Annotated in this window: 14 protein-coding genes; 10 read left to right on the top strand and 4 right to left on the bottom strand. The window is 40.7% G+C overall.

The annotated features are described in order from the left end of the window. The first annotated feature begins 654 nt into the window (after nucleotides 1-654). Both RMY00_RS28975 and uvsE read left to right on the top strand, forming a co-directional pair. Complete coding sequence (locus RMY00_RS28975; protein ID WP_322650837.1) at nucleotides 655-1,299, top strand: hypothetical protein; 645 nt, start codon at nucleotides 655-657, stop codon at nucleotides 1,297-1,299. Nucleotides 1,300-1,478: 179 nt separating this feature from the next. Then, the gene (gene uvsE, locus RMY00_RS28970; protein WP_322650836.1) at nucleotides 1,479-2,435 is read left to right on the top strand and encodes a UV DNA damage repair endonuclease UvsE; all 957 of its coding nucleotides are present in this window, start codon (nucleotides 1,479-1,481) and stop codon (nucleotides 2,433-2,435) included. A 185-nt stretch (nucleotides 2,436-2,620) separates the two neighbouring features. Here the strand turns inward: uvsE and RMY00_RS28965 are convergent, their stop codons facing one another. Continuing rightward, nucleotides 2,621-3,916, bottom strand: coding sequence for a chloride channel protein (locus RMY00_RS28965; protein ID WP_322650835.1), 1,296 nt, complete (start codon nucleotides 3,914-3,916; stop codon nucleotides 2,621-2,623). 202 nt (nucleotides 3,917-4,118) lie between these two features. Between RMY00_RS28965 and RMY00_RS28960 the strand changes: the two genes are divergently transcribed. The 6 genes from RMY00_RS28960 to RMY00_RS28935 all read left to right on the top strand — a co-directional run bounded on the left by RMY00_RS28960 (nucleotide 4,119) and on the right by RMY00_RS28935 (nucleotide 14,738). Then, on the top strand, nucleotides 4,119-4,316 hold the full coding sequence (locus RMY00_RS28960; RefSeq protein ID WP_118166258.1) for a hypothetical protein: 198 nt from the start codon (nucleotides 4,119-4,121) through the stop codon (nucleotides 4,314-4,316). Between the two features lie 263 nt (nucleotides 4,317-4,579). Further along, nucleotides 4,580-5,800 carry an ABC transporter substrate-binding protein gene (locus RMY00_RS28955; RefSeq protein ID WP_322650881.1) on the top strand — a complete coding sequence of 407 codons (1,221 nt, stop codon included), beginning with the start codon at nucleotides 4,580-4,582 and terminating at the stop codon, nucleotides 5,798-5,800. Between the two features lie 41 nt (nucleotides 5,801-5,841). Continuing rightward, nucleotides 5,842-6,708: a proline iminopeptidase-family hydrolase gene (locus RMY00_RS28950; protein ID WP_322650834.1), complete on the top strand. Its 867-nt coding sequence runs from the start codon at nucleotides 5,842-5,844 to the stop codon at nucleotides 6,706-6,708. 180 nt (nucleotides 6,709-6,888) lie between these two features. Further along, nucleotides 6,889-7,797 (top strand): sugar ABC transporter permease, encoded by a 909-nt coding sequence (locus RMY00_RS28945; protein ID WP_322650833.1) that lies wholly within the window; start codon nucleotides 6,889-6,891, stop codon nucleotides 7,795-7,797. Continuing rightward, entirely contained in the window at nucleotides 7,794-8,630 is an 837-nt protein-coding gene (locus RMY00_RS28940; protein ID WP_322650832.1) for a carbohydrate ABC transporter permease, read from the top strand. Before RMY00_RS28945 ends, RMY00_RS28940 begins: the two co-directional genes overlap by 4 nt. 705 nt (nucleotides 8,631-9,335) lie before the next feature. After that, on the top strand, nucleotides 9,336-14,738 hold the full coding sequence (locus RMY00_RS28935) for a translocation/assembly module TamB domain-containing protein (protein WP_416212111.1): 5,403 nt from the start codon (nucleotides 9,336-9,338) through the stop codon (nucleotides 14,736-14,738). On the opposite strand, the gene RMY00_RS28930 is transcribed toward RMY00_RS28935, so the two are convergent. Both RMY00_RS28930 and RMY00_RS28925 read right to left on the bottom strand, forming a co-directional pair. Further along, the gene (locus tag RMY00_RS28930) at nucleotides 14,728-14,889 is read right to left on the bottom strand and encodes a hypothetical protein (RefSeq protein ID WP_322650831.1); all 162 of its coding nucleotides are present in this window, start codon (nucleotides 14,887-14,889) and stop codon (nucleotides 14,728-14,730) included. The genes RMY00_RS28935 and RMY00_RS28930 overlap by 11 nt on opposite strands. Before the next feature lie 102 nt (nucleotides 14,890-14,991). Continuing rightward, nucleotides 14,992-15,900: a nucleotidyl transferase AbiEii/AbiGii toxin family protein gene (locus tag RMY00_RS28925; RefSeq protein WP_322650830.1), complete on the bottom strand. Its 909-nt coding sequence runs from the start codon at nucleotides 15,898-15,900 to the stop codon at nucleotides 14,992-14,994. 518 nt (nucleotides 15,901-16,418) lie between these two features. On the opposite strand from RMY00_RS28925, the gene RMY00_RS28920 reads away from it, so the two are divergent. Beyond that, nucleotides 16,419-17,006: a 2OG-Fe(II) oxygenase gene (locus RMY00_RS28920; protein WP_322650829.1), complete on the top strand. Its 588-nt coding sequence runs from the start codon at nucleotides 16,419-16,421 to the stop codon at nucleotides 17,004-17,006. Nucleotides 17,007-17,215: 209 nt separating this feature from the next. Here RMY00_RS28920 and RMY00_RS28915 read toward each other — a convergent pair whose 3' ends face one another. Beyond that, nucleotides 17,216-18,133, bottom strand: coding sequence for a polysaccharide deacetylase family protein (locus RMY00_RS28915; RefSeq protein WP_322650828.1), 918 nt, complete (start codon nucleotides 18,131-18,133; stop codon nucleotides 17,216-17,218). Nucleotides 18,134-18,610: 477 nt separating this feature from the next. Between RMY00_RS28915 and RMY00_RS28910 the strand changes: the two genes are divergently transcribed. Then, entirely contained in the window at nucleotides 18,611-19,123 is a 513-nt protein-coding gene (locus RMY00_RS28910) for a DUF3122 domain-containing protein (RefSeq protein ID WP_322650827.1), read from the top strand. Nucleotides 19,124-19,149 lie beyond the last annotated feature (26 nt).

Genomic DNA, 19,149 nt, shown 5'->3' with positions numbered 1-19,149 from the left:
CAACGTTTTTAAACTGGTGGTTCCCTGTGTGCGGGACGGTCAGTAACGACTTTGTGAACGATGATTTTGATTATTCTGCTCGTCCATCATTACTATCCGCTCAATAAATCGGGGCGAACTACCAGTTCAGGAACGAGTTTACGCCATTTGAGCCTTGTTACTGAGCGATTTACCCCGGATTATTGAGCGGTTAACATCATTACTACCTCTTATTTGCGTAGGAACACATAAGGTAATTTCTAGCAAGAATTTAGGAGTCAGAATTCAGGAGCAAAGCCAAAGACGCTCCGCCTCCGGTCAGAATGTTAGAAAATTTATTCGAGTCATTAGTCATGGGCATTAATTTTCTAGCATCTTAAATAAACCTGTGGGATTCTTAAATTCCCTAGAAAGGCAGTCTAGTAACTAATAAAAAATTGACAAGTTGATCAAAAGATTATTCATTGCAACTGCACTTTAAATTCTCTAACCTTTAATCCCGTAGGGTCAATTGATATTAATTTTTTAATTTCAAAATTTTTAGATTGTCTCCTGTAGACAACAATTTACACAATTGACCCAAATTGAAAGACTTTTGTAAAAGTCGCATATTTCCGAAAATTAAATATTCTACTTATTGTCAAAATCAATAGTTTTTGAGGTTAGAAGTTTGAAATGATACTTCGCTCACTTCAGGTGTGGCTAGTTCCATTAGTTCTCACTTTCACTAGCATAAGCTCAGATGCAATGAGAGCTACAGCACAAACCATATATCCATTTACTGGCAACTATCGCACAACAGTTAACATTAAGCCGATCTCAGGCAACATTTCACAGGTATTTGAGGTAGGTTTGAGTGATGATGCCCCGTATGATTTAGGACTATATGAGGGTTTAACATATTCCGTGCTTGATGCCAATGGAAATCTGACTTTTAATAACAATCCAGAGGTATTCGGCGTCCAAGGTTTCCCACAGGGATATATTGTATTTGGTAGTAATATTAACAAGTTGTTTGGAACAAGTGATGCTAGTGCTTCAGTGAATTTTGGAAATCTAACAGCGAAAGGCTCTGGCGTCGTAAATATCACCGATGGTGAAGGTATATTCAAAAATGCTACAAGCACACTATTATTCTCTGAAGAAGACATAGTTAACCTGGGATCAACTACTACCTTGAAGGGTCAGGCTTTAGTAAGCGGTTCTATCGAAGTTCCCCAAGAAGTTCCAGAACCAAAAACTATGATGCCACTGATTAGCATAGGTCTGATTGGAGCCAGTTTTATCGTGCGTAGGCGCTACCATCGATTCGCTGGATAAAGCGTGGTCTAATAAATGCAATAATTATGGCGAGACGATTGGCATAAAATTTTACCCCTTATAACTTTTCAAACATCCTCTAAGCCTTAAGACTTCATTCTTTAGGTACTTGTAAGCTAATGGTAAAACTTGTTTAAATCAAAAAATGGCTCAAAACAGGCAACAGTTAGTATTAGTTAATGACCGTAATCGAATTTCCAAATTTACCTAATGCACAGCAGTGTCATAAAAGTACACTGCCTCATTTAGGGCTAGTTTGCATCACCTCTGACAAACAAGTGCGCTTTCGGACAATGACGCGTACCCGATATTTAAAACTTTCCCTTAGCGATCGCAAAATTGCCTTAACTGAACTGTATAGGCATAACTTACAACGCTTGCATGACGCCCTTTCCTTTTGTGAGCAGAATCAAATTCAGCTTTACCGGATGTCTTCAGCAATATTCCCTCTAAGTGACTTAGAGGACGAAATCGGCGCAAATATATTAGAAACAATGAGGGCTGATTTAGCAACAATCGGTGAACGAGCAAATGCATTAAACATAAGAGTGGTGTTGCATCCAGATCAATATGTAGTGCTGAGTTCTGATTCTCCTGAAGTGGTACAAGCAAGCATCAATAATTTAGCATGGCATGCACGTATATTTGACTTACTAGGCTTACCGCGATCGCCTTGGTCATTGATGAATATTCATGGTGGCAAATCTCAACGTCCTGAACAACTAGTAAAAGTAATTTCCGAGCTACCAGAAAACATCAAAAGTCGCTTGACGCTAGAAAACGATGAATACGCTTATAGCGCCGACGAAATCTTAGCAGTATGTCAGCAAGCTGGCGTGCCGATGGTATTTGATGCCCATCACCATATTTGCCAAGAAAATTTAGATAGCTACGATCATCCAAGTGTAGCATCCATGTTTTACGCAGCACGAGAAACTTGGACAAATCCAGATTGGCAATTAGTCCATATTTCCAATGGTGAGCAAGCTTTCAATGACAGAAAACACAGCAACTTGATTACCGATATGCCCAACGTCTACCACCAAGCACCGTGGATCGAAGTCGAAGCCAAACAAAAAGAAGAAGCGATCGCACATTTGCGCTCTTGGTGGCTAATGAACAATAATTGTACCTAAATTAACCCAATACTTAGCTAGTTTTGAAGGTTTGTAGTAAGCACTTTAGTGCTTAGAAAATTAGGACTAAAGTCCTTACTACGAACTTACTCATCAACTTCCCTTCTTCCTTTGCGCTCTTTGCGTCCTTTGCGGTTCGTTCCTTTACCTTTCAAGCTTCCCTGACTAGACTACTGGCTACTCTTTCATTCAGTAGCTTCTCTCTGGGACTTCAATTGAGCTGCAATTAGGGGAACTTTGGGCGCGAAAAAAAATCCAATTAAACTGGCAAAAAGGATTGGCGTAAAAGGACTTAAATTAGCTAGTTTTGACAGTAACAAAGTCGTACTTATAGGTGTACGCGTTACAGCTGCATTGATAGCCGCCATTGTACAAATCATCGCAAGGGACGGATTAATCCCCGGAATTAAAACTGCTACAGCTTTACCAATACAAGCACCAGTGAAAAACAAAGGGATGATGAATCCACCGCGCCACCCACCTGTTACTGTAATGCTAATGGCAGCGATTTTACCAAGAGCAAGAATTAGGAGAAAAACAGCAGGAAAGTTAGTATTGAGGATTGACTCCAATTCTTCATGTCCAAAATAACGGGTTAGGGGTAATAAAGCTGCTAAAGTGCCAAGCCCGAACCCTGCTAGTGTTGTGTGTACATAAATGGGCCCGGGAATTCGGACAAACAAGTAATCGCAGCTCCGAAAAATGCCCATGAAAATCCATCCCGCCACCGCCCCGATGATGCCGAACATGATAGCGATCGCAAAATCATCAATGTTGTCTAGGTGGTACTGGGGAAAATGCCAAGTCGGCGCAATTCCTAAATGTGTAATTGCTGCAAATACCAAATAACTAGCACAACTTGAAACAATGGCTGGCATCAAGGCTTCGTAATATTCCACAATATGCTGATGGTGTAAAATCTCTAGGGCGAACATTGCACCGCCAAGAGGTGCGCCAAACAAGGCAGTGAAGCCAGCCGCCATCGCCGCTAAACTCATGGTTCTAAGGTCTTCACCCTGGAGTTTTAGGCGATCGGCAACCCAAGTACCAAAAGAACCTGTTACCTGTACCAGTGGTGCTTCAGGGCCAGCACTACCGCCTGCCGATATGCTGATTAGAGAAGCAAGAATCATTGAGGGATTCTTACGAGGATCTAGGCGTCCGCCACGAAAATGGATATTATCAACAATCACGGCGATTTCACCGGGATTTCCTAAAAAATGAATCACCAGCCCGATAACTAAACCAGCTAGTGGCATTACTATCAGAAGGCTAAAACCCTCAACTTTTTGCAACTGGTGAGTTAAAAGTTCTAAAACATTCCAGTACAACGCAGCAAATAGACCACCAGCAATACCTACAACTACCCAGCAGATCACCCACCGCGAAATCATCAAGGGATTACGTTTTACCAGTCCAAAAAGTTGAGCAAATGTCCAGCGTTGAGTTTGATTGCTAGCGGGAGGCTTTTTTGGTAACACTGCTTATTTCCTATTTATGAAACAGAGAATACAGAATATTTATGTTTTTTATAGTAAAGGCTATTTAGTTTAGTGAATCATCTTTGGTCTACAAGGGGCTATCGCTTTTTTCACTTATTGCTGTGTGAAATTAAGTCTCCAGATAGTGTGAAGCTGACTACAAAAGAACTTAAGCTTGCCGTATAAGTTTGGGGAAATAGTGATGAATAAGGAAACAGTTCCTAGTCAAGCTGAAAAGTCTAGTCCAGAAGGCGATCCATCGCAACTAGATCCAGAGGTACTAGACAAAATCAAACACCCGGCCAGAATAGACGATGTTATTCGGGAGCAATCACCAGAAGAACGTAAAAGTAACCCAGCTTTAGTACCAGAAATGATCGATGATCCAACTGATGATTGATTGGGTTTGCAAAAGAGTAATTGAAATGCTCTGATTCCCGACTTCTTAGAGAAGCCGGGAATCTTGTTAGTAATGTGTATCACTTGCCTTCAGTAATGAATCAGGTTAAAGGTTTTTTCTTTCCCCTTCCCCCTTCCCCTTTTCCCCAAAACCCGACAAGTATTGATATGACTCTTTAGAAACAGAAGGTATAAGTTAAGAAAAAAGAGACTATTGGCTGTCTTGTGATCAAAAAAAGGTTGTTTAATTTTTTGGGACTGGTAATGGCGATCGCGATCGCTATTATTGCTTGTCAAAGCCTACAATTACCAAGGAAACCGCTAGCATCTACCGCAGTCACCATTAAACTCAGTGGTTGGGGAGGCTCTCCTGTTGAACAAAAACTCTTAAAGCAAGTACTGCAAGACTTTGAAGCCCAACATCCAACTATTAAGGTCAAATATGAAGTAATCTCCGACCAATATATGGATGTAATTAAAACTCGTCTGGTTGGGGAAGCCGCGCCAGATGTCTTTTATCTAGATGCGCTGGAAGCTCCTTTTTTAATGAGTCAAAATGTCCTGGAACCCTTAGATGCTTACATTACCCCCAAATTTGACCTATCGGATTTTGAAGATACCCTACTCGATAGTTTCAAATACAAGAATCAGATTTATGGACTACCCAAAGATTATTCTACCCTTGCTCTGTTTTATAACAAAAAAGCCTTCGCTGTCGCAGGCTTGAGTAGTCCACCAGCTACTTGGGGTAAATTACGTAACTACTCGAAACAATTGACAGGCAAACTTAACAAATACGGCTTTGGAGAAATCCCAGAATTGGCGCGTCAGGCTTATAAAATTAAAGCTTTTGGGGGACAACTCGTTGATCAAAATGGTTATGCTACCTTTGCCAGTGCAGCAGGTTTACAGGGTTTAGAGTTAGTGGTAGACCAGTATCAAAAAGACCGTTCCTCTGCTCAAAAATCTGATGTGGGGACAAACTCAGGTAGTGAAATGTTTGGTCAAAGTAAAGTGGCAATGGTGATTGAGGGAAATTGGGCAATTCCCTATTTAACTGAAACCTTTCCCCAAGTAGAGTTTGCTACGGCACCAGTGCCTACTATTAATGGCAAAAAAGGCACGATGGTTTTTACAGTTGCCTATGTGATGAATCATCTTACACAGCATAAAACCGAAGCCTGGGAGTTGATTGAGTATCTCACGGGTAAAGAAGGGATGCAAAAATGGACAAAAACAGGGTTTGCTTTGCCAACACGTAAATCAGTAGCAAAGAATTTGGGCTACGATCAAGACCAGATGCGATCGCCATTAGTAGCGGGTGTTGATTATGCTACACCGTGGCAAGTAGGTCAGTATTCATCTGCGATCGTCAATAACTTTGATAACCAATTTGTCAGCGCCTTATTGGGACAACAATCATTAAAGCAGGCAATGGTACAAGCACAAAAAGAAGCTAATCAACAGATTAAAGCATTGGAGTAATTACGTATACTTGTTTAAAAAGTAAAAATATTAACTCCACCATGACAATTTCTGCCGTTGAAGACTTTATCTCATTTCATGGTCATCAGGTATGGTATCGGATTGTTAAACCAGACCAAGAAGATTCTAAAAAGCTACCACTGCTATGTATTCACGGAGGCCCAGGAGTACCTCATGACTATTTAGAACCTTTGTCAGCGATCGCCACAACCGGACGTAGAGTGATTTTTTACGATCAATTAGGGTGTGGTAATAGCGATCGCCCTACAGATCCAAAATTGTATTCCATTGATTTATTCAAAGAAGAACTCTTCGCCATCCGCCGCGCCTTAGATTTAGACCAAATTCATCTTTTTGGGCAATCATGGGGTGGTTGTTTAGCACTCGAACATGCCCTTTCTCAACCCACTGGATTAGTTAGTCTGATTCTCGCTAGCACGCCTTCTAGCATTCAACAATTTGTAACTGAAGCTTATAGCCTAATGAATCAGCTACCAATCGAAGTACAACAGATCATTCGTAAGCATGAAGCTGATGGTAGCACTCAAGACCCCGAATACAAACAGGCAATGGAGGTGTTCAATCATTCTTTTCTTTGCCGAATAGACCCTTGGCCTAGCTGCTTGACTAGTGCTTACAGCAAAGTCGGTACAGAGTTTCGAGGTGCTGGCAAAATTATCGACTGGAATATTGAAGATCGTCTAAGTGAAATTATTGTGCCTACACTGCTGCTCTCAGGTCGCTACGATGAGGTTACACCCACTTGTATCGAAACAGTTCATCGGGGTATTTCTGGCTCTGAGTGGGTACTATTTGAAAACAGTTCACATATGCCTCATCTGGAAGAGACGGAACGATTCTTGCAAGTCTTGAGCGAATTTTTGAATCGTGTCGAAACAGTGCTGTAAAGGTGAGATTATAGTTTAAGTTTCATATTCCTTAAACCTAAGTCTTCATTTATTCTTGAATTCTCGAAGTTCCGAGTTCTGAGGTCGAAGTTCCGAGTTCTGAATACGAAGTACGATAAATAATCATGTACTACCCATCGCTACAGTCGGGTTAGTGCTGGATTAAGTGGAGGTTCAGTAGTGTTTGAAATTAACAGGCGGCGCAGAAACCTCAGGTGGAATATCACAGAAAATTTAGCTGGGTATCTGTTCATGATGCCCACTATCCTAGTTTTAGCGACTTTTGTAGTCTTACCCATTCTCTTAGCCGTTTTTCTTTCCCTGCAAAAAGTTCAACTACTTGGCGGTATTGAGTACGAGTTCATCGGTTTTCGGAACTTCACGCGATTATTTGAAGATGAAAGAGTTGGGATTGCTTTGAGAAACACAGCAGAATATGTCGCCATTGTTGTGCCAACTCAAACTGTCCTAGCTTTAATTCTGGCAGTAACTCTAAATTCAGGGATTCATGGTAAAAACTGGTGGCGTATCCTCTACTTTTTACCCACAGTCACTTCTTCAGCAGTGCTGACGCTCATCTTCATGTGGATTTATAACACTGATGGGCTACTAAACGATTTTCTCGCTTTTGCAGGGCTACCCACTTATAACTGGTTGGGTAATCCAGAAGTTGCGCTCAAAGGGATTATGATCATGAACATTTGGTCAACTGCGCCCTTTTTCATGGTGATTTATCTAGCGGCGTTGCAGGATATACCCCAAACACTTTATGAGGCGGCGGAACTTGATGGTGCTAATGGGTGGCAGCAATTTGTCTACATTACTCTTCCCTTACTGAAACCTATAACCTTCTTTGTGGTAGCAGTGGGGGTAATTGGCACTTTTCAACTTTTTGACCAGTCTTACATCTTTTCTGGTGGTACTGGTGGGCCAAACAACGCTACTTTAACTGTGGTGCTGCTAATTTACCAAGCTGTGTTTCGGAATTTACAAATGGGATATGCAGCTGCGATCGCATTTTTATTAGCAGCAGTGATCATTACCATCACTTTAATTCAGCGACGACTTTTTGGAGGTGAACGGATTTGACTAACATCTCTGGCTTATCCTGGCTCAAAGTCTTGTTATACGTCTTGCTGATACTCTATGCGATCATTACTTTAATTCCTTTTCTCTGGGCACTTTCAGCATCATTTAAGCCGCTATCAGAGATTGTCAGTGGTGAATCCAACTTTCTCCCCAAGAATTTTACTTTTGACAACTACAGGCAAATCTTTCTCCAAGAACCGCTATTTTGGCGCTGGTTGTTCAACAGTGTAGTGATTGCCATCAGCGTCACGCTTTTAAATTTGTTGTTAAATTCAATGGCTGGTTATGCCTTGGCAAGACTGCGTTTTGTGGGTAAGCGCTTTTGGTTCTTTCTAATCTTGGCAATACTAGCAGTCCCAACGCAAATCACCCTAATTCCCACATTTTTGATTTTAAAAGCGATCGGCTGGCTGAATTCTTACCAAGGCATGATTGTGCCCAGCATGGTTAATGCCACTTTTATCTTCATGATGCGGCAGTTTTTCGTTAATTTTCCTAAAGAACTAGAAGAAGCAGCTCAACTCGATGGCTTAAATACTTTTGGAATTTTCCGGCATATTGTCTTACCTTTAGCAAAACCAGCATTAGCAGCACAGGCAGTTTTTGTGTTCATGGGCAGTTGGAATAATTTTTTACTGCCTATAGTTATCCTATTTGACCCAGAAATGTTTACCCTTCCTTTGGGGCTGAACACCTTCAAAGCTCAATATATCAGCTATTGGAATTACATTATGGCGGCTTCTATGGTCTTCACTCTGCCAGCTTTAGGCATTTACGCTTTTTTTAATCGTTACTTTATTCAAAGCGTCACCTTTACCGGAGGAAAAGGTTAAACCAATTCGCAATGATGCTCCTACGGACGCTCGTTCCGACGTTCGTTCCTCACTAACGCTGCGCTATCGCTACCGCTTCGCTAACGCTAACGCAATTACGTCTTGTAACGGGGATTTTACCTAAACACAAAACGATAATAAAGTCATCACTACTTGGTAAGATTATACAAACTTGAATTTTATAACCATCGCAGTATATACAAGAGTTCTCACGGAGTAGTTTAATATTCAATGTTTTCTTGTCTAAACTCTGAAAAATAATCTTTAAACAAATAAAATCTATCTTAAGATATTAATTATTCGTACAAAAGATAGTTGTTGGCAATATATATATTGTGAGAAAAAACATACTAATCATCTACTTTGCCTAACAGAAAGGAGGCAGCATTTGTCAGACAACTATTTGGATGACTATAGACTTTCAAAAGGTGAAGCAGAAAATAGCTTTAATTACTGCTCAGATTGAGGAAGTGCTAATTAAGTACCATACTCTAGATTAAATCTCCAAATTGAAAGGCGAGAAAAACTAATTCGGGTAATATGTTGATATTCAATATATTGCTTGTGACTGGCTGATACAACTGCTACTAACACAGACTGTTTATTACAGCCATAAAGCTCAAAATTAAAGGCTTTTGACTTTTAACTTTAGCCTTGCGGTTCTGGCCTGTCTCTTGGCTTATTCCAGATAAAAGTATTGTAACGATGATGACGCACTCTCCAAAATCAGAAAATAACCAGAAACCACCTAATCGTCGTTTATGGCTCCTCCTCTTAGGACGTACCAGTTTGGCTCTCGGTGTAGTTTTCCTGGTTGGAATTGCAGTCGGTGCTTGGTGGGCTAGAAGCTATATATATAAAGATTTAGCGCCATTAGTACAGCAAAATCTCGAACAATTGCTTGGGCGACCAGTAAAAGTAGGGAAGGTTGAACGTTTTTCAATAAATAGTCTAAGATTTAGCTCTCTATCAATACCAGCAACTTCCACTGATCCAGATCAGGTAGTAGCAAAAGCCTTAGATGTGCAGTTCTCGCCCTTACAACTCATCCTTACCCGAAAACTAGCATTAAATGTCACGTTAATCCAACCCAATGTTTACATCCAACAGGATCAGGATGGTCGTTGGGTTACAGCCCAAGTCAAGGCTGGGGAAGGAAAAGGTGCTATTCAAACTGACTTGGAGATACTTCAAATTCAAGATGGAAATGTAGAGTTATCGCCAGCTTCCGGGGCAACTAGACCGAAAGGGTCAGTAATATTAAATCAATTTGGTGGTATTGCCCGATTTTTTGATCAAAATCAACGAATTGATTATGACATTAATGGTCAACTTGCTAGGGGAGGCGCAGTTAAAATCTCTGGCGAAACACAAACAAAAGCTCAACAAACTAACCTCAAGCTGCAAGCACAAACTATACAAGCATCTGATATAAGTCGATTAATTGAGTTGCCAATTGCTTTGCAAGCAGGGCAAATAGAAGCTGACTTAGGGGTTCAGATTCCACCGAAACTGTCAGAAACAGCCGTTACAGGAACAGCTACAGCTAATCAAATCGTTGCTAAAATTCCTAAGATTCCTCAGCAAGTTTCTAATTTTAATGGCAGATTTCTATTTCAAGGTCAGACAGTCTCTTTAGAAAATCTGAATACGAACTTTGGCAAAGTTCCTATTGTGGCTAATGGAACAATTAATACCCAAACAGGTTTTAATCTCTCTGCTCAAATAAAACCAGTTAGCGCAAAAAATATTTTAGATACGCTGAATGTAAAATCGTCAGTCCCAGCTAGTGGCGAAATTCAAGCAAATATTAAGGTAGGCGGCGCACTACAGAAACCAGTCGTTAACGGTACATTAAGCAACACAAAACCTATTCAAATTGACCGCCTTCTCTTCACAGCCGTCAATACTGACTTCCGATTGAATGCATCTCAAACTGCTTCTCAAATTGCTGTCTCCAATCTGAAAATAGTCCCCGCAGCAGGTGGTCAAATCACAGGAGGCGGTCAAGCAAATATCGGAGCCAAAGATAATGTAATCTTTAATGCTCAAGTTGATGGTGTATCCGGGGATATACTAGCGCGTAACTATGGCGTTACTCTACCGATCGCAGTTGGCAATATTTCAGCAAAAGCAGAAGTTACTGGTTCACTTGGCAAACAACCATTGAGACTTGATGTTTCCAGTGTTCAAGTAACGCCGCCAACCGGGGGGAAAATTACCGCCAGTGGTCAAGTTCAACTAGCGCCTCAAGGTGAAGTCGCTTTAGGTATTCAAGCTCAAGGTTTACCAGGAAATGCGATCGCTCAAGGTTACGGTATCTCAACCCCGCTTAATGTTGGTGGTATATCTGCTAACGCCAAAGTTACTGGTTCTCTAGGTAGCCCATTAAACGTAAATGTTGCTAGCGTTCAAGCAAATCCAGAGGTGGGAGGACAAGTCACAGCTAGCGGTCGACTTCAGCTTGCACCCCAAGGTAGGGTGGCGTTGAATGTCCAAGCACAAAATTTACCAGGAGATGCGATCGCAAAAGCATACAACTCTTCACCCTCCATCACCATTGGGAATGTATCAGCAAATGCTAATATTTCTGGTACTTTAAATAATCTGCAAACAGTGGCGCGGGTGCAAGCACCGAAAGCTACCTATCCCACTAGCGGACGAGTTGTTGTTACCAAACAAGGACAGAGTATCTTTTTCCCGGATGCTGTAGTGAACGTCGCAGGTGGGACAATCAGAGCTAGTGGTCAACTTGCACAAGAACGCTGGCAAGGAGTTGTCAACGCTTCCCAAATTCAACTCAATCGGTTCTCACCACAACTACGAGGACGACTTAATAGCAATATTCAGTTAGCAGGCACAACAAAATCTTTTCAGCTTGCAGATATTCGCGCTGGTGGACAAATCAGCCTTCCCCAAGGAGTAGCGCAGCTGGCAAAACCACTGACTGCACAATTTCAGTGGAATGGGCAGCAGATTATCATTGAGAATGCAGGTACCCAAGGAGTGACTGCTAATGGTGCGATCGCTATTCAGTCTCCACCAAATGGCGCACCCCAGATTGCCGGATTTAATTTAAATGTATTGGCGCAGAATTTCAACTTAAAAAATACAGGCTTTCAAGTTCCTGGAGACGTAGCATTAGCGGGGTTACTTGATTTTAATGGGCAAGTTACAGGTACCCCAGATGTACCGCAAGCTAATGGTAATATCCGGCTGCGGAATTTCAATGTAAGTAACTTGAAGTTTGACCCACTTTTAACTGGAAAAGTGAATTTTCAAGGCGGACAAGGGGCAAGTCTGCGATTAGCCGGGAAGCAAGATAGGATTGCCCTTAACTTAGGTGCAGATTATCGTCCGACTTCATTTTTAGTCAAGCGAGATGATGCAGTTACTACAGGTAGAACTGAGGGAGAGAACTTAATCATCAACGCTCAACAGTTTCCTATAGCTTTGGTTGGGGGTTTTTTACCGAACAATCAATTGAAACCTTTGGCGGGGCAACTATCGGGGAATTTAGTTGTTAATCTGAATAATTATGCCATTGCGGGAGACGTTGCGATCTTAGGGCCTCGTGTTGCCAGAGTTGCAGCAGACGAATTTCGCGGCAGCATCAATTATGCTGATGGTACTGCTAGCTTGACTAATGGTCAATTACGGATTGCAGATAGCAACATCGCCCTGAGTGGAAATGTAAAAACAGGGAATGATCCGCAATTTCAATTCCAAGCTAATTTAGACCAAGCTAGAGTTGAGAGACTATTACAAGCGTTTAATATCTTTGATTTTAAAGACCTTAATACCGGGTTGCAGCCTCCGAAGTTGGCTGGAGCAGAAGTACTTGATACCCAGCCTGTCAGTTTGCCCAATGCAGACTTGAAAACACAGTTAGCGTATTTCTCAAATATTGCAACATCCGTAGCAAAACAGCAGCAACAGGAAGCCAAAAAAGACGTATCTTTACCCACCCTTGCAGAATTAACGGGTGTTTTGAGCGGAGGAATTACAGCTAATGGCTCTTTAAAATCTGGGTTAAATGTCGGCTTTAATTTCCAAGGTGCTAATTGGCAATGGGGTGAATACTCCATTAATCAAGTCGTTGCTCAAGGCAATTTTGCTGATGGTGTTGTCACACTTTCGCCGTTGAGTGTTGGGATAAATCAAGGACTGGTGGCTTTTACCGGACAGTTAGGAACTGAGCAACTATCTGGAAAGTTGAATGTAGCAAGTCTACCTCTATCGCTTTTACAACCTTTTATAGAAAAATACCCGATAGATATAACTGGTAATGTCAATGCTGATGCGACCTTGGGAGGTAGTGTACAAGATCCGAGAGTTCAAGGGAAAGTGGCACTAGCTAATGCGACTCTCAACAAGCAACCTGTGCAAACAGGACAAGTAAACTTTGACTACAACAATGCTCGCTTAAATTTTGACAGTACCTTGTTAGTAACTGGAACCCAACCAGTTGCAATTACAGGTAGCATACCTGCTGCTTTGCCTTCTGCCAAAGTGCAACCAGATAGCAATCAAATCAGCATCAACGCTAGCGTGAATAATGAAGGATTGGCACTGTTAAATGTGTTTACCAACAATCAAGTTGCTTGGGTAGACGGTCAAGGACAAGTAGATTTAAACGTTCGCGGTACTTTAAACGAACCAATTATTAACGGAAATGCCACACTAAATAATGCAACTTTTCGAGCTGAAGCCCTATCTGAACCCCTAACGAATGTCACCGGGACAGCGCAATTTAATGGCAATACAGTAAATGTCCAAGGTATTCAAGGCACTTACAATAAAGGTCAAATAAATGCATCAGGTATCCTACCAATTCTTGAGCCTCAGCAAGCCCTAACGAATCCCCTGACAGTATCAATAGCAGACAAACTCAATTTTAAGCTTCCGGGACTGTATCAAGGCGGTGTAGGCGGCGATGTTGTAATTCGCGGAACAGCACTAAAACCTGTAATTGGTGGAGATATTCAGCTAAGTGATGGTCAGGTAATTATTGGAAATACTACTGCTAAGACAAAATCAGCAGCTACAGCTCAAACTAACGCTAACACCATAAATAGAGAAGAGGTTAAAGTTAATCTCCCACCTACAGCAGAGAATAATGCTGCTAGTAATCTCACACCTACAGCAGAGAGTAATGCTACCTCAGTGACTACAGCAGATACTAAGGCTAGTGCAGTAACTCCACCCAATTTACCTGTACAGTTTGCAGATTTAAGGTTAAATTTAGATAAAAATATTCGTGTTACCACTCAGTCACCATTCGACTTTATACCAGGAGGAGCCGCATTCAGTCAGCCGCTATTGAGCTTTGACGCCAAAGGTGACTTGACGATTAATGGTACATTAGCCAAGCCCCTTCCTGAAGGAGTGATTCGTTTGACAGGAGGACGAATCAGCTTATTTTCCACTGAGTTTACCTTGGCGAAAGGCTACGAACAAACTGCGCGGTTTAGTCCAAGTCAAGGACTTGACCCTACTTTGGATGTCCGACTTACCGCAATTGTACCGGAAACATCAGCAAGGAACAGTCAAACTTTGGAATCACCATTGTCTGCTGAAGTTAGCGATGTTTCTGCTAGTAACTTCGGGACTTTACGTACCGTTACCGTTCAAGCCAGGGTCAACGGCCCAGCTAGTAAATTGGGTGACAATCTAGAGTTGACGAGTGAACCTAGCCGTAGTAAAGGAGAAATAGTTGCTTTATTGGGTGGCTCGATTCTCAATTCTTTTGGTCAAAAAGCAGATGCAGGCCAAGGGCTGACTAATTTTGCTAGTTCTACTATTTTAGGTGGTTTGCAAGGAACTATTACTGCGATCGGACAGGCTGTTGGTTTCAGCGAATTTCGGATATTTCCCACCCCAACCACTAGTAATGAAAAAACAACAGCTTCAGTTCTGAATTTATCAGCAGAGGGTGTCTTTGACATCAATAGAAATTTCTCTGCCTCTTTATCACGGCCTTTATCTACAGATGAGTCTTTCCGTTATAACGTGCTTTATCGACTCAATGATGAAATTTTGATGCGAGGCTCAACTAATTTAGGAGATGAAAATCAATTCTTTGTTGAGTATGAAACTAGATTTTAGATAAATACAGTTCAACTTTCGTAGTGCCGGGGTAAACTGAACGTGCAGCCGGAATTCCCAAACTTGCAGCACAACGACGGATCGCTAAATCATTCATAATTACTTCCGTTCCAGAGTCAACAAGTCTAATTTTGAGAATAATTATTGCCATCTTCTAGGTTGTTCTTTGTTGGGGTATGTTGTCAAACACCCTTACGCGATGGCGAATTCAGTGAATACTCTTTTGGTAGTGATGACTGCATTTTAAGTTACTTTAATTCATAGATTCACAATCAACAAGAAGCCTATTTATTCCATCCATTATTATTGGAAATTTTTCTTCAGGTATGTTTAACTCCTGAAAACATTTATCTCTATACCTTTCTTTTTCAGTAAAATTAGTGATGGCTTTAACTAATGGCTTTTTTACTTCGTAGCTTTCTTCAGCTTTAGCGATCGCACATGCGGGTATTTCGTTATTTACACGCAATATTGCTAAGTCAATCAAATCTCTAGATTGTGTACTTGAATCGTTCCATCGGTCAGCATTAGCCATTAGTTTTGATGTAAATCTATCGCTTATACTTAAACAAGGAATTTTTGTCCATTCCGGATAAACAGGAGGATCTAAAGTAAAAATACCATTGGCTACAATTTCTACTTTAATAGTTGTTTCATTGACTACAGCAGCGAAACGAACACCATATTGATTTATTGTAGCGTCACCTAATTCGATATCTGTTGTACTTTGAAATAATGCTACAATTCCTTTATCGTAAATCAAATTTCTTAAATATCTGTAATTTTCAGTTCCATAAGGGAAGAGAAAATCAATATCTTTACTTAGCCTGTATTCATCATACTCTAATGTCAAGAGTGTACCACCGCCAAAGTATGCAGAAGCTTTTTTGAAAACTTCTGGATTGAAAGTATTAAGGATTTTAAGTATATTATTGTGATGAGCGAGATGAAACATTTCAAAATCCGGTAATATCCAAGAGTTATACTTTTTTGCTAAATAATGAATAAAATCCTTTTCTTCTGGTTTTAAATTGTTGAAAGTAGTTTTATGATGCCAATTGCGTTGATACAATTGAACAATTTCTTTCTCACTCATTTGATATACATTTTTTAGTTGCCAACCAATAGACTCTAGAAATGGTAGCTTTTTAGGATTGAGCATAAAATTAATAGATATATTCTTAATATAAACCTAATATACTGTTGCAGGCTTTGTTGAGGGTTTCCATTGCCTTAATTCTCGATTCAGAATATTTATTCAATGTCCTTCTGGCAATATAGACCTTTAGCGATGCCGATAGCGAGTTTTGCCTAGGGCACGCTCTTACGCTCGAGCGTCATAGCCCGTCGTAGACATTGCTATTCAAGTATCATTAGGAAAATCTTTGTATGGTTACAATATTACAAAGTGAAGTGCGGAATGTGGGGTAAAAGCATTCAACATAAAAAACCCTGCGATCGCGTGTGCTTGCGATCGTAGGGCTGGAGCTTATGAGGTGTCGCATTATGAAATCTTTTAGATTGTATGTAAAGATTTGAAACGGATTAAACAACTGTAGAAGGATATCTCGGTAATGCTGGGGTTATAGTTTGAAAATAGATTATGGAAACTAATTGTGCTTTCCAATACAAATGGTTAGTTTACACTATCAGAAAACTTAAATTTTAATCAGCTCAACCATGACCAAGAGAAACTTGCTTGGCAACGAAATTTTCACGTTAGACAATATTCTTTCACCAAAAGAATGTGCTGAGTATATTACGTTAACCGAAAACATTGGTTATACAGATGCTCCTATTAATACCATTCGAGGTTTTGAAATACGTCCTGACATTCGCAATAATCAGCGTGTAATTTTAGATGACCAAGAACGGGCTTTTGATTTATGGCAGCGTGTATCAAGTTATATACCCAGTACTATTGGCAGATGGCAAGCCATTGGACTGAATGAGCGTTTTCGTTTCTATCGCTATGACCCAGGTCAGAGATTTGCGCTTCATCATGATGGTTCTTATCGGCGACCTAATGGTGAGGAAAGTCTATTGACTTTCATGATTTACCTTAATGAAGGTTTTGAAGGCGGTGATACCCTTTTTCATCTTTCTCGCCGATACTATGAAGATTTACCTAATATCGCTGTGATTCCAGCAACAGGTATGGTTTTGTGTTTTGTCCATGACCTAGTACATGAAGGCGCTCCTATTATCCAAGGACGAAAGTACGTTTTACGCTCAGATATTATGTACCGTCAATTGAAATATTTTTAGATTTTTTCAGAGAAAGAACCACTGCCACCATACTGAACTTTAATTAACTCAGCAAATATATTATTTGCAATGGGTTAAGTGAACAAGTTTGTAGTAAGGACTTTAGTCCTAGATTTTTAAGCACTGAAGTGCTTACTACGAACCCAACAAAATTAATGAGACAGACCAATATTGCTAGCAAAATTAGAGGTGTAACCAGCCCTAGCCTATCACTGATGATTTGGATGTTCATGATTTGTGGTAACAGATGATGCTGTTACCGCACTTTCTTCTTTGGCTTGCATTTCTAGCAATTGGGGAATCGTCACAAATCGATAGCCTTGGGACTTCAAACCTGCGATCATCTCTGGTAAAGCTTTGACAGATTTGGAACGATTGCCGCCTCCATCATGCAACAGTACAATCGCACCTGGTTTTGCCTGTTTCAGCACATTTTTGACCAGCATTGGCACTTGAGGCGAACGACGTTCAGCGTCTCCCGACTGTTCTGACCACATCATGACAGCGTACTTCTCGTTTTTGGCGTATTGGGCTAGTCCATTATTCAGAAAGCCGCCGGGGGGACGAAATAGAGTCGTTTTCTCTCCTGTCGTCTTGTAGATGATGTCTGCTGTACGATCAATTTCACTAGATGCTGTGGCTCCATCCATTTGAAAATACCAATGATGCCATGTATGATTACCAATTACATGACCATCAGCAGCGACTTGCTTGGCAACTTGGGGAAAATATTTCACCATTTGCCCAACCATGAAGAATGTCGCCTTAATATTATTTTTCTTCAAAATTTCTAAAATCTGTGCCGTATTTTTGGGGCTAGGGCCATCATCAAAAGTCAAAGCTATGACTTTCTCATTTGCTTTTAGTTTCGCTTGATAAATGATTGTTCCCTCAAAAGGCTTTGGCACTTCATTTATCTGGACTGTGGCTGGGGTGGGAGACTGAGCAGATGCACCCATTGCCCTATCTAAACTCGTTTTAGCAGTCTCGCTTTTTGGCTTTTGAACTCCCAATAGTTGGTCAAGTCTAGTTATGCCTACAAGCAGACTAATACTTACACTACTTACACCAACAGCCAATATAATAGTTAGTACCTTTAGTAACAGCGATAATTTCCGATTAGACACATTAAATCTCCTTAAATATTAGTCATTAGTTATTGGTCATTGGTCATTAGTCAAGAGTTACTCTCCCCTGCTTTTTCTGCTCCCCCCACTTTTTATTCCCTAATTCCCTGTTACACCACTCGTACTCGGTTTTAAATTAATATATATCTTGCTAAAACAATAAAATAGCTTGAAACATCCCAGCTAAAGCTAAAGAAAGTCTCAATTTAATTTGCACTAATTGACCGCCTACGTACCAAAGTAACACTAGTAACCTAGATACAATAATACCTAGTGGATTTAATTGACCAATAAAGGCAGTATAACCGTAACCAAGAGAAATGCTAGTCCGTAAGTTAACAAAAGAGGCTAAAACTTTGCATACACCAGCTAAGGGACTGATAAATAAAAAAACATCCCATTGCTTTTAGGGCAGGGGAGCAGGGAGCAGGAAGCGTCCTTATATCTGCTCCTAAATTGTGCTGTAAAATGTATCAGATGAAGCGAAAATTCCAACAATATTTTTGGTGTTGTGCCCTAGTTGTGTTTCTGGCATTAACTGGATGTGGATGGAGTATGCAGTCAGCACAAGCACTGCTGCGTCAACACCATGATTCTCCTGGTGTCTTACACTACCACTCCCAAGTATCTATCAAAGATGAAAAAGGATATGCTTGGCAAGTCCTACTGTTCAAACAGAATTACAATAGTCCGGTAAAAGAGTTGCGATTGCGCTTGGTTGCTTTTCCGGGTGTTGTTGAAATTGATCACCCCCAACCATTGTTGATTGAGACAACAGCAGGAAGATTGCTGAATGCATCGGATGCATATACTCTAAATGCACCCGTCCTTAATGTAGGCGAATATAACTTAACTGATATCTTACCGAAACTGCCAACAACTGATGCGCTCAAACTCTATGTACCACTTTCTAGTGGACAGCAATTGGTTCTCAATATATCTAACACTGTAGTCACTGAGTGGCAATGGCTAGTTACAGAAATTGATTGACTTTATCCACCAATGCTAAAGTTTAA

The sequence above is a fragment of the Nostoc sp. ChiVER01 genome (genome assembly GCF_034531155.1).
GTDB lineage: Bacteria > Cyanobacteriota > Cyanobacteriia > Cyanobacteriales > Nostocaceae > Nostoc.
Note: the sequence above shows the minus strand (reverse complement) of the source record. Positions and strands in the feature narration are given on the sequence as shown.